This is a genomic window from Pseudoxanthomonas sp. USHLN014 (assembly GCF_037153335.1).
GTDB lineage: Bacteria > Pseudomonadota > Gammaproteobacteria > Xanthomonadales > Xanthomonadaceae > Pseudoxanthomonas_A > Pseudoxanthomonas_A winnipegensis.
The window spans coordinates 94,962-108,168 of record NZ_JBBCKO010000013.1 but is presented as its reverse complement, the minus strand read 5'-3'; the positions used below and the strand labels follow the sequence as shown (position 1 = coordinate 108,168).

Annotated in this window: 9 protein-coding genes and 1 pseudogene; 7 read left to right on the top strand and 3 right to left on the bottom strand. The window is 69.9% G+C overall.

Features of this window, described 5'->3' with window-relative positions; all coding sequences use genetic code 11:
- Positions 1-240: 240 nt before the first annotated feature.
- From WFQ05_RS18885 to WFQ05_RS18875, 3 genes are all read right to left on the bottom strand, one after another.
- Positions 241-1,230: a glycosyltransferase family 2 protein gene (locus tag WFQ05_RS18885; protein WP_130515612.1), complete on the bottom strand. Its 990-nt coding sequence runs from the start codon at positions 1,228-1,230 to the stop codon at positions 241-243.
- Between the two features lie 13 nt (positions 1,231-1,243).
- On the bottom strand, positions 1,244-2,767 hold the full coding sequence (locus WFQ05_RS18880) for an oligosaccharide flippase family protein (protein ID WP_337054912.1): 1,524 nt from the start codon (positions 2,765-2,767) through the stop codon (positions 1,244-1,246).
- 521 nt (positions 2,768-3,288) lie between these two features.
- On the bottom strand, positions 3,289-4,221 hold the full coding sequence (locus WFQ05_RS18875; protein ID WP_337054911.1) for a carbohydrate kinase family protein: 933 nt from the start codon (positions 4,219-4,221) through the stop codon (positions 3,289-3,291).
- Between the two features lie 301 nt (positions 4,222-4,522).
- Here WFQ05_RS18875 and WFQ05_RS18870 point away from each other — a divergent pair, with 301 nt between their 5' ends.
- The 7 genes and pseudogenes from WFQ05_RS18870 to WFQ05_RS18840 all read left to right on the top strand — a co-directional run bounded on the left by WFQ05_RS18870 (position 4,523) and on the right by WFQ05_RS18840 (position 13,145).
- Positions 4,523-5,569, top strand: coding sequence for a rod shape-determining protein (locus tag WFQ05_RS18870; protein WP_130515619.1), 1,047 nt, complete (start codon positions 4,523-4,525; stop codon positions 5,567-5,569).
- Positions 5,570-5,712: 143 nt separating this feature from the next.
- On the top strand, positions 5,713-6,834 hold the full coding sequence (gene mreC, locus WFQ05_RS18865) for a rod shape-determining protein MreC (RefSeq protein WP_337054909.1): 1,122 nt from the start codon (positions 5,713-5,715) through the stop codon (positions 6,832-6,834).
- Positions 6,831-7,310: a rod shape-determining protein MreD gene (mreD, locus tag WFQ05_RS18860; RefSeq protein ID WP_130515623.1), complete on the top strand. Its 480-nt coding sequence runs from the start codon at positions 6,831-6,833 to the stop codon at positions 7,308-7,310. Before mreC ends, mreD begins: the two co-directional genes overlap by 4 nt.
- Before the next feature lie 16 nt (positions 7,311-7,326).
- Positions 7,327-9,162, top strand: a pseudogene (gene mrdA, locus WFQ05_RS18855) (penicillin-binding protein 2); the annotation flags it as partial.
- Positions 9,163-9,332: 170 nt separating this feature from the next.
- A complete protein-coding gene (rodA, locus tag WFQ05_RS18850; protein ID WP_130530844.1) occupies positions 9,333-10,448 on the top strand; it encodes a rod shape-determining protein RodA in 1,116 nt (371 codons plus the stop codon).
- Positions 10,449-10,578: 130 nt separating this feature from the next.
- Positions 10,579-11,733, top strand: a complete 1,155-nt coding sequence (mltB, locus tag WFQ05_RS18845) for a lytic murein transglycosylase B (RefSeq protein ID WP_337054908.1) — start codon at positions 10,579-10,581, stop codon at positions 11,731-11,733.
- Positions 11,730-13,145, top strand: coding sequence for a septal ring lytic transglycosylase RlpA family protein (locus WFQ05_RS18840; RefSeq protein ID WP_235871531.1), 1,416 nt, complete (start codon positions 11,730-11,732; stop codon positions 13,143-13,145). Before mltB ends, WFQ05_RS18840 begins: the two co-directional genes overlap by 4 nt.
- Positions 13,146-13,207: the final 62 nt, after the last annotated feature.

Sequence of the window (13,207 nt, the reverse complement as noted above, 5' to 3'; positions counted from 1 at the left end):
TCGCGCACGGGTGGGGGCTCAACCCGACGCCCTTCAACTTGAGGCGCGTGGCTGTGGGCGGGCGGGCGGGGGCCGCGCCTAGCGAGGCAGGAGCCGAGCGCCCGAATCAGGGCAGGATGCCCTGATTGAGGGATAAGCGGCCCCCGCCCGCCGGACCGCTGCCCTTCCGAAGTCGAAGTGCCGACGCCACCTGGTCCACCGAAAGCGAGAAGCGCGGTTAGTTCGCCCCGTCGCTGCCGCTCAAGAAGCCAACCGCGACGACAGGTTGCGCAGCTTGATCGAGGTCGAGCGCGCCGCGTAACCCCACAGCCGCGGCGTGGTGGCCAGGTCCAGCACCGCCGCGGCGCGGCCCCCGTAGAGATCGGCCTTGATCTGTTCGAACTGCTGCAGCCCCTGCGCCCCCTGCTTGCAGCGCGCCAGCGCCCGCCGCAGCTCGGGCGACAGACGATCGCGATAGGCGTGCAGCAGATGGTCCACGTTGCGCAGCACCGGCTGCAGATTCATCACCGTGCGCGAATGCGGCGAGCGCGTCCTGGACACCTCGCTGTACGGCAGGGTGTACACGTAGTACGCCTCCGGCACGATGACCACGCTGGCGCCTTCCAGCAGACAGCGGATGTGCAGATCGAAGTCCTCCCCGATCTTGCAGGCCGGGTCGTAGCGCAGCGCATGCGCCTGCAGGAACTCGCGGCGCACGATCGGCTTGATCACCGGAAAATAGGCGGCGATCCGCCCCGACAGGATCTCGCGCACCTTGGGCACGTTGTCGGAGTTGCGCAGGAACGTCGCCGCATCCAGCCGCATCGGCGCGTCTCCCGGATTGAACGCCATCACCCCGACGTTGCGATCCAGATGCACATCGCGCAGCCACTGGTTGTCGCCGACCACGTCCAGCGCCTGCGCATCGGCCAGCGCGACCAGCCGCTCCAGCCGCTCCGGCAGCAGCGCATCGTCGGCATCCAGGAACGCGAGATAGCGCCCGCGCGCCTGATCGATGCCCGTGTTGCGCGCCACCGCCACGCCCCCGTTGCGCGCCTGCGTGAAGACCCGGATGCGCGCGTCCTGCGCGGCCAACGCCTGAGCCGTGGCCAGCGTGTCGTCGCCCGAGGCGTCGTCGACGATGAGAATCTCGAAGTCCTGCAGCGTCTGCTGCTGTACCGAGGCCACCGCACGGCCGATGAACTCGGCCGCGCGGTAGGCGGGAATGACGATCGAAACCAGAGGGGCCATGGGGGAGGGCTGCCTATGCGTGGGGGAGGGGTTTGCGAATCAGATGCGCGCGCAGGACCGAACTGCCCAGCGCCGCGGCGGCCATCACGCACAGGCCCATCGCGCTCAGCGCCAGGAAGATCTCCAGCCGGCCCAGGCCCATGACCCAGTGCCGCCCGAGCCCGTACAGCACGGCCAGCGTCACCAGCGCACAGGCGGCGATCGGCAGCAGATCCTGGCGCATCCAGGCGCCATAGAGGCCCGGCACCAGCCGCCGCTGCACCACCGGCGGGTAGGCCACAAAGGTCACCACCTGCACGGCACAGGTGGACAGCGCCGTGCCCATCGCCCCGTAGCGGTAGGCCGACCAGGCGATCAGCGGCGCCCCCAGCACGGCCTGCACCGTGCTCACCCGCAGGTTCAGGCGCAGGTCGCCGAAGGCGTACTGCAGGTAGTACTGGTAGGAGGTGAAGGTCAGGAACGCGATGCCGACCATGTACCAGAACAGGATCGGCGCGGCCCACTGCGCCGCGGCCAGGTTGCCGGTCCAGGCGTACATGAGCTCCTGGCCGAAGACCGCCACCATGCCGGTCAGCGGAATCATCACCACCCCGGTGAGCTGGGTGGCGCTGCGGTACAGGCGCACCAGCGGCCCGATCTCACCGCGCGAGTGCAGATACGTCAGGCGCGGGATCAGCGCACTGCTGATCGGCGAGGCCGCCAGGATCACCGCCCCGCACAGCGCGGTGACCAGCGAGAAATAGCCGTAGTCGGTCAACGGCAGCAGGCCGGACAGCAGCAGTCGGTCCAGCTGCGACAGCAGCATCCACAGCACCGAGGTATAGGCCACGCTCAGGCCGAAGGGCAGGGCGGCCACCAGCGGCGCCCGGGCGAAGCGCAGGCCGATGCGCATGGCCGTGGCCGGGAACACCTGGTAGCTGCGCCATGCCAGCACCAGCGGCTCGACCACGGCCACCACCAGCTGGAACAGGAAGAACGCCAGCGGCGTGGGGCTGACGAACTTCAGCACCGCCAGCGACCCCAGCGCCTTGACCAGCGCCAGCACGATGTTGATGGCGTTGAGCGAGACCTGCGCCTCCATGCCGTTGAGCGCGGTGCGGTAGATCGAGGCGAAGAAGCGCAGGCCGATCATCCAGCCCATCAGCGCCACGCACAGACTGACCTGGCCCGGGTCCAGCGTCTGCACCTTGAACCAGTGCGCACCGATCAGCGGACTGGCCGCACTCATACCCAGCCCGGTCACCAGTGCGATGCCGGCGAAGATCAGCTCGACGCTGCGCAGGATCCGGCGGAAGTCCGTGAAGCCCTCCGCCGTGGCGCGCGCACGCGCCACCTCGCGGTTGAGCATCGGCGACAGCCCCACGTCCAGCAGCCCCAGCCACAGCTGCAGCACCACGAAGAACCCGACCAGGCCATAGGCCTCGGCCCCCAGGTACTTCAGATAGAACGGCACGAACACGATGCCGACCAGCGTCGAGACACCCTGCCCCAGATAGTTGGCCAGCGCATTCATGCGCACGGAGGGGGAGCGGGTCATGGAATCCAGGTGTGGCCGAAAGTTGCGAGAGAACATAACGCGCGGACCGGTCTTTTTAGGACGCCGTCGCACGAATCTGTAACGTCCTGACAAAAAGGGGGTTCTCGGTCGAGGCGGTGCGAAGTCCGTGTACGCGCTCTGCCCCCTCCCTTTCGCCGCAGGCGAAGGGGAGGGCCGGGGTGGGGTGCTTTTGCTCTTGCTTCGGTGGCTTAACCGGTAAAGCCCCGACCCCTCCCCTGCGCTACGCGCAAGCGAGGGGGCTCAAACCGAAGCCCCTTAACCTGACGCGAGAGGCAGCGGGCCGGCGGGCAGGGGCCGCGCCTAGCGAGGCAGGAGCCGAGCGCCCGAATCAGGGCAGGATGCCCTGATTGAGGGATAAGCGGCCCCCGCCCGCCGGCCCGCTGCCCCTTCCGAAGCCAGAGCGCTCTCAACCGCCGCGATCCCCAAGCCGAAGGAAGAACCAAAACAAAGGGCGGCCCAAAGGCCGCCCCTTCACACCCAGGCCGCGACCAGCGCAGCCCCTACAGCGCGTAGCCGAACTGCTGCTTGAACTGGTCGTTGAACTCGTCGAAGTCGAAACGCTGGTTCTGCGTGCCCGGATGCTCGACCTTGAGCGCGCCCATCAGGTTGCCCATGCGGCCGATGGTCAGCCAGTCGCAGCCACGCTCGATGCCGAAGATCAGCCCCGCGCGGAACGCATCGCCGCAGCCGGTCGGGTCCACCACCCGGCGCTCGTGCGCCGGCGGAATGTCGTAGGTCTTGCCCGGCGTATGCACCAGCGCCCCCTTGGGGCCCTGCGTGGTGATGTAGGCCTCCACCCGCGAGACGATGTCCTGCTCGTTCCAGCCGGTGCGCTCCTGCAGCAGATTGGACTCGTAATCGTTGACGACCACGTAGTTGGCCTGCTCGATGAAGGTGCGCAGCTCCTCGCCGTTGAACAGCGGCATCGCCTGGCCCGGATCGAAGATGAAGCGGATCCCGCCTTCGGCGAACTCCTGCGAGTTCTGCAGCATGCCCTCGCGCCCGTCCGGCCCGACCAGCCCGATGGTCACCCCGGACACATCCTTCACGTGGTTTTCGTAGGACCGCATCATCGCCCCCGGATGGAAGGCGGTGATCTGGTTGTTGTCGTGATCGGTGGTGATGAAGGCCTGGGGCGTGAACAGCTCATCGATCACCTTCACACAGGACAGATCGATGCCGAGCGACTCGAAATGCTCCCGGTACGGCCCGAAGTCCTGGCCCACCGTGCCCATCGGCAGCGGCTTGCCGCCCAGCAGATGCAGGTTGTAGGCGATGTTGCCGGCGCAGCCGCCGAACTCGCGGCGCATGCGCGGGACCAGGAAGGACACATTCAGGATGTGCACCTTGTCCGGCAGGATGTGGTTCTTGAACTGGTCCGGAAACACCATGATGGTGTCGTAGGCGAGGGAACCACAGATCAGTGCGGACATTGGCTCGTGTCTGGCTGGCGTTGCGCGGCCGGCCGGCGCGGGTCGCACGCGGCAGGCTCGGGATAAGAGGAACCGACCCGACCGGGGCGGCAAACGGCGACAAGGGTATCGTCTGGGGCCGGGCAGGGCCAGACGCGCGTGCGGCGGCCGACCCGCCGAAGGTGGCCGAGGGCCTTGTTCAGCCAGCGATTTTCCTTGTATGGCGCAGGGGGGATTGCTAGGCTAGCCGACCCCTTTTTTGCCCATTTTTTCGCCAGCGGCGCAGGGCATTCGCACTTCTTTCGAAGGATCTGGTCCCCCGATGTTCAAAAAGCTGCGCGGCATGTTCTCCAACGACCTGTCCATCGACCTGGGCACGGCCAATACCCTGATCTACGTGCGCGGCCAGGGCATCGTGCTCAACGAACCCTCGGTGGTCGCCGTGCGCCAGGACCGCGCCATCGGCGGCACCCGCTCGGTCGCCGCGGTCGGCTCGGAGGCCAAGCAGATGCTGGGCCGCACCCCCGGCCACATCACCACCATCCGCCCGATGAAGGACGGCGTCATCGCCGACTTCACCTACACCGAGGCGATGCTCAAGTACTTCATCAAGAAGGTGCACAAGTCGCGCGTGCTGCGCCCCTCGCCGCGCGTGCTGGTGTGCGTGCCGGCCGGCAGCACCCAGGTCGAGCGCCGCGCGATCAAGGAATCGGCCGAAGAGGCCGGCGCCCGCGACGTCTACCTGATCGAGGAACCGATGGCCGCGGCGATCGGCGCCGGCCTGCCGGTGACCGAGGCGCGCGGCTCGATGGTCATCGACATCGGCGGCGGCACTACCGAGGTGGCGGTGATCTCGCTCAACGGCATCGTCTACTCGCAGTCGGTGCGCATCGGCGGCGACAAGTTCGACGAGTCGATCACCAACTACGTGCGCCGCAACCACGGCATGCTGATCGGCGAGGCCACCGCCGAGCGGATCAAGGTCGAACTGGGCTGCGCCTATCCGCCGCCGGTGGTGGAGGAGATGGAGATCTCCGGCCGCAACCTGGCCGAGGGCGTGCCCAAGATGATCCGGATCAACTCCAACGAGGTCCTCGAGGCCCTGCACGAGCCGCTGTCGGGCATCGTCAGCGCGGTCAAGCTGGCCCTGGAGCAGACCCCGCCGGAGCTGTGCGCCGACGTGGCCGAGCGCGGCATCGTGCTGACCGGCGGCGGCGCCCTGCTGCGCGACCTGGACAAGCTGATTTCCGAGGAAACCGGCCTGCACGTGCAGGTCGCCGACGATCCGCTGACCTGCGTGGCCCGCGGCGGCGGCCGCGCGCTGGAGCTGGTGGACATGCACGGCAACGAGTTCTTCGCGCCGGAATGAGAGCAGCGCAGGGAGCGGAGTCCAGGGGCCAGCGGCCAGTGCAAGGCGCCTGATCGTCCGTCTCCCGTGCGCGCGCCGTCGGTGCTGCCCGCGTCCGCTGTTTCCTGATCCCTGGCCTCCGACCCCTGGCCCCTGCCGAGTTCATGCCTTCCTACGCCGGCCCTCCCGTAGCCCCCCGTCCGGGCGAGATCGCCAGCTCCCTGCGGCTGCTGGCGTACCTGGCGCTGGGCGTGGCGCTGGTGATCCTGGACCACCGCGGCGGCTGGCTGGCCCAGGCCAGGCAGCAGCTGGGCTTGGCCGCGCAACCGCTGTGGTGGGTGGCCGGGCTGCCCGGCAAGCTGGGCGCGCGTCTGCAGGACGACGCGGCCACGCTGGGCCAGCTGACCGAGGAAAACCGCCGCCTGCGCGACGAGCTGCTGATCTCCAACGCGCGCCTGACCCGGCTGAGCGCGGCGGTGGCCGACAACGCCCAGCTGCGCGCCCTGCTGGGCGCGGCCGGCAACCGCGGCCTGGACGTGCAGCTGGCCGCGGTGCTCAACATCGACCTGGACCCGACCCGGCAGCGCCTGGTGATCGACGCCGGCAGCCGCGACGGCGTGCACGTGGGCCAGCCGGTGATCGACGCCGGCGGCCTGCTCGGCCAGATCGTGCAGGTGGTGCCGACCTATTCCACCGTGCTGCTGCTGACCGACCCGGACCACGCCGTGCCGGTGATGGTCCAGCGCAGCGGCGTGCGCCTGCTGGCCTCCGGCAATGGCCGCAGCGACCAGCTGCAGCTGGTCAACGTGCCGCTCAACGCCGACATCAAGGACGGCGACGTGGTGGTGACCTCCGGACTGGGCGGGCGCTTCCCGCCCGGCTTCCCGGTCGGCACCGTGGCCGACCTGCACGCCGACGACAGCCGCACCTTCCTGGTCGGCGAGCTGCGTCCGGCCGCGCACCTGGACCGCGGGCGCAATGTGCTGCTGCTCAAGGCCGCCGCGGCGGTGCCGGCGGTCCCCAATGTCGGGATGCCAGGCGAGGGACCGGAGGCCGGGGGCCAGGAGCCGGCGAAAGGCAACGGCAAGGCCAGCGGCAGGAACGACGGCGGTGGCGTGGCAGGCGCGACACTTTCGCAGCCCTCGGCATCTGCCGCTTCCGCGCCTCGCCCGGCACCTAGCGCCCAGCCCGCAACCCCAACTCCCGGCGCGTCCGCTTCTGCCCCGGCTGCCGGTTCACGCTCCCCGAGCCCGGCCCCCGCCTCTGCGCAGGAGCCCCGCCCATGAGCCGCCAGCGCAAGGGCTGGGTGCTGCCGGTGAGCGTGCTGGTGGCGCTGCTGCTGGCCCTGCTGCCGCTGCCGCCGCTGCTGCAGCCGTTGCGGCCGTACTGGCTGGCGCTGGTGCTGGCTTACTGGGTGATCGAGGAACCCGAGCGGGTCGGGCTGGGCTTCGTGTTCGTGGTCGGGCTGATCGCCGACATCAGCTTCGGTGGCTTGCTCGGCGAACAGGCGCTGCGGCTGGTGGTGATGGCCTTCATCCTGCAGCGCTTCCGCGCGCGGCTGCGCTTCTTCCCGCTCTCCCAGCAGGCGCTGGCGCTAGGCGGGCTGCTGCTCAACGACCGCATCGTCGCCAGTGCGATCCATCTGGCCATCGGCGAGCCGCTGCTGCCCTGGGCCTACTGGTGGGCGCCGCTGATCGGCATGGCGCTGTGGCCGCCGGTGTTCGTGCTGCTCGACGCGCTGCGCCTGGGCCGGCGTTCCTAAGCGGGCAGCCCTGACCATGTCGCGTCGCCGCCCGCTCAAGAACGCCCATGCCGAGGCCGACCAGTTCCGCCGGCGCGCGGCGCTGGGCTTCCTGGGCGTGTTCGTCTGCCTGGCCGGGCTGGGCGCGTGGTACTTCAAGCTGCAGGTGCTCGATCACGCCGAGTACGCCACGCGCTCGGAGGCCAACCGCATCAAGCTGCGCCCGGTGGTGCCCGCGCGCGGCAGCATCTACGACCGCAACGGCGTGCTGCTGGCTGAGAACATCCCGGCCTTCCGCCTGGACGTGGTGCCCGACCAGGCCGGCGATCCGGACGAGTGGCTGGATGCGCTGGGCAAGGTGGTGGCGCTGGATCCGGAGGAGGTCAAGCACTTCCTGGCCGTGCGCAAGGTCAGCCGCGGGTTTCGCGGCATCACCATCAAGCCCAAGCTGAGCGAGGAGGAGATCGCCGCGCTGGCGGTGGACCGCTGGCGCTTCCCGGGCGTGGAGGTGGTGCCTTACCTGACGCGCCATTACCCCTACGGACCGCTGCTGGCGCACGTCATCGGCTATGTCGGGCGCGTGGACGAGGCCGACCTGGCGCAGCTCGGTGAAGGCAATTCTGCGCTGACCCATGTCGGCAAGACCGGCCTGGAGCGCTATTACGAGCAGCAGCTGCGCGGCAAGGTCGGCTACGAGAAGGTCGAGACCAACGTGGAAGGCCGCGCCCTGGGCGTGGTCGGGCGCGTGCCGGCCCAGGCCGGCACCGACCTGAAGCTGTCCATCGACATCAAGCTGCAGCAGGCCATGACCGAGGCCTTCGGCCAATACGAGGGCGCGGCCGTGGCGATGGACCCGCGCACCGGGCAGATCCTGGGCATGGTCAGCCTGCCCAGCTACGACACCAACCTGTTCGTCAACGGCATCTCCACCCGCGACTTCAAGGCGCTCAACGAGAACCCCTCGCGCCCGCAGTTCAACCGGCTGGTGCTGGGCGGCGTGGCGCCGGGCTCGACCATCAAGCCGCTGATGGGCCTGGCCGGGCTGGACAGCGGCACGCGCCGGCCGCAGGACAAGATCCTGTCCACCGGCATGTTCTACCTGCCCGGCGTCAGCCGGGGCTGGGGCGACTCGCACCGCGGCGGCCATGGCTGGACCGACCTGCGCAAGTCCATCGCCCAGTCGGTCAACACCTACTACTACAAGCTCGCCGTGGACATGGGCATCACCCAGGTCGACGCGTACATGACCAAGTACGGCTTCGGTGCGCCTACCGGCATCGACCTGGCCGGCGAGATCGGCGGCATCGTGCCGTCGCCGGCCTACAAGATGAAGAGCCGCAAGGAGGCCTGGTATCCCGGCGATACGGTCAACATCGCCATCGGCCAGGGCGACTGGAAGGTCACCCCGCTGCAGCTGGTGCGCGCCATCTCCGGCGTGGCCGACGGCCAGCTGCGCACCCCGCGCCTGGTGATGGACACGCGCAACGGCTTCGACCAGCCCTGGCAGCCGATCGCGCCCGGCCCGACCAAGCCGATCAGCGATCGCCCGGACAATCTGCAGTGGGTGCGCGAGGGCATGATGGACACCATGCGTCCGGGCGGCAGCGGCTATGCCATCGCCGTCGGCGCGCCGTACCAGATGGCCGGCAAGACCGGCACCGCGCAGGTGGTCAGCCGCAAGGGACTGGCCGCGGTCGATCCGCGCAGCCTGCCCATGCACCTGCGTCACCGCTCGCTGTTCGAGGGCTTCGCCCCCGCCCAGGCGCCGACCATCGCCTTGGCCATCGCGGTGGAGGGCGGCGGCTACGGCGCCAGCACCGCCGCGCCGATCGCGCGCAAGATCTTCGACGCCTGGCTGCTGGGCAAGATGCCGGGCGACACGCCGGACGCGCCGGACATCGTCGTGCCCGAGGACGGCACCGACACCGGCGCCGCGCCGCCGGCCCCGTCCGAGATCCCGGGCGCGCCCGGACCGACCCCGCCGCCGGCCCCGACCGCCGCGCCGGTGCCGGCCGAGGCGCCGCGCGAACCGCAGGCCGCGCCATGACCGGCCTGCTGCGCTACCTGGGCGATCTGGTCTGGCGCTTCGCGCGCAGCCTGGACTGGGTGCTGTGCCTGGCCCTGGCCGGCGTGATGTGCTTCGGCCTGGCGGTGATGAAGAGCGCCGGCGGCGCCACCGGCGGCACCCATCTGGTGATCGCCCAGGGCATGCGCTTCGTCATCGGCGCCGGTGCGATGTGGGCGCTCTCGCGCGTGCAGATGCCGCGCCTGCGCGCCTGGACGCCGCTGATCTACGCGCTGTCCATGCTGCCGCTGCTGGCGGTGTTCGTGCTGGGCACCGGCAAGTACGGGCGCCAGTGGCTGGACCTGAAGGTGTTCTACCTGCAGCCGGCCGAACTGCTCAAGATCACCATGCCGATGATGGTGGCCTGGTACCTGTACCGCGTGCCGTTGCCGCCGCGCTTCACCACCGTGCTGATCGCCGCGGCGATCATCGGCATTCCCACCGGGCTGATCATGCTGCAGCCGGACTTCGGCACCGGCGTGCTGATCGCCGCCTCCGGCGCGTTCGCGCTGCTGCTGGCCGGGCTGCCGTGGTGGTGGGTCGGCATCGGCGTGGCCGGCGTGGCCAGCGCCGCGCCGCTGGCCTGGTTCTTCCTGCTGCGGCCCTATCAGAAGGACCGCATCATGATGTTCCTCAATCCCGAGAGCGATGCGCTGGGCGCGGGCTGGAACATCATCCAGTCCAAGATCGCCATCGGCTCGGGCGGCCTGACCGGCAAGGGCTGGGGCCTGGGCAGCCAGTCGCATCTGAACTTCATCCCCGAGCAGACCACCGACTTCGCCTTCTCGGTGCTGAGCGAGGAGTTCGGCTGGATCGGCGTGGCCACGCTGCTGACGCTGTATCTGGTGATCGTCGGGCGCTGCCTGTGGATCGCCATGCAGGCGCGCGACACCTATTCGCGCGTGCTGGCCGGCTCGCTGGGGCTGGCGTTCTTCGTCTACGTGCTGGTCAACGGCGGCATGATCTCCGGCCTGCTGCCGGTAGTGGGCGTGCCGATGCCGCTGATGAGCTACGGCGGCACCTCGGCGGTATCGCTGCTGGCCGGACTGGGCCTGGTGATGGCGGTGCGCTCGCACCGGCCGGTGAATCGCTAGCGCCTGCCTGGGCACCGATCGCAGGCCCTCGATGTCCGTCGCAATCCCGCGACGACACATGAACAAAATCGGGCAAGTGACTGACGCGACAGGGTTCATTTCCCGTTATCGCGTGCTAATCTCGGCGCCGATGATCCGACGCGCACTTGCCTGCCTGTTCACGCTCGGCCTGGTCGCCTGTGCGACCCAGCCAAGGCCTTCGACCCCGCCGAAACAGACCGCTCCGCAGCCGCGTCCCGTGCCGGCGCCGACCGGTTCCGTGCCGGCGGAGACCTCGGTCGAGCGCCGTGCCGATGCGGCGCCGGTGGACCTGACCCCGGTTCCCTTCGAGGTGGCGCGGGCCAACTTCATCCGCGACACCGCCGCGCGCTTCGGCCTGGATCCGGCCTTCATCGAGGCCACGCTGGCCCGCGCCAACTGGCGCGAGGACACGATCAAGCTGATGTCCAAGCCGGCCGAGCGCACCATCGGCTGGAACGAATACCGGCCGCGTTTCATCACCGCCTCGCGCATCAGCGCCGGGCAGGCCTTCCTGGCCGAGCATCGCGCCCAGCTCAGCCGCGTCGAGCAGCGCACCGGCGTGCCGGCCGAGATCATCGTGGCCATCCTCGGCGTGGAGACCAGCTATGGCGGCTACACCGGCAAGACGCCGGTGATCGATGCGCTCTACACGCTGGCCTTCCGCTATCCGCGCAGCGGCAATCCCGACCGCGCCCAGTACGAGGCGCGCCGCGAGCTGTTCTTCCGCGATGAGCTGGCGCAGCTGTTCGCCCTGGCCAAGGAGCAGCGGCTGGACCTGTCCACGCTCACCGGCAGCTATGCCGGGGCGATGGGGCTGGGGCAGTTCATGCCTTCCAGCTATCGCGACTTCGGTGTGGACGGCGACGGCGATGGCCGCATCGACCTGCTGACCGACCTGGACGATGTCTTCGCCTCGGTGGCCAACTACTTCGTCAAGAAGGGCGGCGCCTACGGCTGGGAACGCGGCGGCCCGGTGGCCGTGCAGGCCAGGCTGGCGCCCGACGCGGTGGAGTTCAACCCCGACGACTGGACCCCGACCTGGACGCTGGGCGAGCTGGCCACGCGCGGCTACACCCCGCTGGCGCCGGTGCCGGCCGGCGAGACCGCCACGCCGGTGACCCTGTCCACCAGCAGCGGCCCGCAGTACTGGCTGGGCTTCCGCAACTACTACGCCATTACCCGATACAACAACTCCAAAATGTACGCGATGGCCGTATGGCAACTTTCAGAAGCGATCGCCGGCCGCCCGCTGCCGCCGGCATGAAAACCTGGCTGCTCCTGGGGCTGGTGGCGACCCTGGCGGCATGCAGCAGCGCGCCGCGCAGCAAGGGCGCCAAGCCAGGCGAGGCCACCATCATCGTTCCCAAGGGCGAGAAGGCCCCGGCCGCGGTCGCCGCCGGCTGCCTGGGGCGTTACGCCCCGGCGGTCGAGGACCCGTCCACGCGCGGCGACTACACCGCCGGCGGGCTGTACAAACCCGGCGTGTCGGACAGCACGCCCACCGAAGTCCCCGACGTGGACTGCATCGCCGAGCCGACTATCGCCGCCGAGCCGCTGTCGGACTACGGCAACAAGTCGCCCTACAGCGTGCTGGGCAAGAACTACACGGTGCTCGACACCGCCGCCGATTACGAAGAGACCGGCCTGGCCTCGTACTACGGGCAGAAGTTCCATGGCCGCAAGACCTCCAACCACGAGGTCTACGACATGTACCAGTTCACCGCCGCGCACAAGACGCTGCCGCTGCCCAGCTTCGCCCTGGTGACCAACCTGGACAACGGCAAGAACGTGATCGTGCGCATCAACGACCGCGGGCCGTTCCACGATGGCCGCGTGATCGATCTGAGCTACGCCGCGGCGGTCAAGCTGGGCATCACCGGGCGCGGCACGGGCCGGGTCGAGGTCAAGGCACTGCATCCGGACGATCCCAAGCTGCCGGCGCTGCTGGCCAGCCGCAACACCGTGCGCCGGCCGGTGGCCACCACCGTGGCGACCGGCGTGCCCACCACCATCGCCACCGGCAAGCCGGCCGCGGTCAGGCCCTCGGCCATGGATCAGCTGGTCGGCGGCCTGCCGGCCGCGTCGCGGACCGCGGCGGTCGCGGCACAGCCGGTGCCTGCCGCCGCTGTGGCCGCCGCCGCCCCGACGGACACCAAGGCGGCGCCGAGCGATCCCTCGCTGCGCTACTACACCATTCCCAATACCAAGAAGCCGGCCAGCGCGGACCGCTTCGAGGCCTGGATGAAGAGCCAGGGCGTGCACGTGGCCACCGGCAAGCCCGGTGCCCCGGCACCCGCGCCGGCGACCGCGGTCGCCGTGGCGACGCCCGTCGCTGCCGGCAAGGGCGCGGCCGAGGCGGCGCCTGCCGCACGCCCGGCGCCAGCGCCGGCCCGGCCGGTCGCCTCGGCCGCCAGCGCCGGCAACGGCACCTATGGCCAGTCGGCCATGGCCGTGCTGCTGCAGGTCGCCAGTTTCGCCAGCCGCGACAATGCCGAGCGCGCCCTGGCCCGGCTGGTGGCGGCCGGCATTCCTACCGCGACGCTGAGCGATGTCATCGCCGGCGGTCGGACCCTGTGGCGCGTGCGGGTCGGCGCAGCGGACAATGACGGGGCCGACGCCCTGGCCGCGCGCATCGCCGGGCTGGGCTTCGCGCGGCCGCAGGTCGTGCGCGAGTGACCCGCACGCCGCCGCGCGGGTCGCGGCCGGCGTCTCTCCTTCGTCTTCGCTTTTGCAAAGGT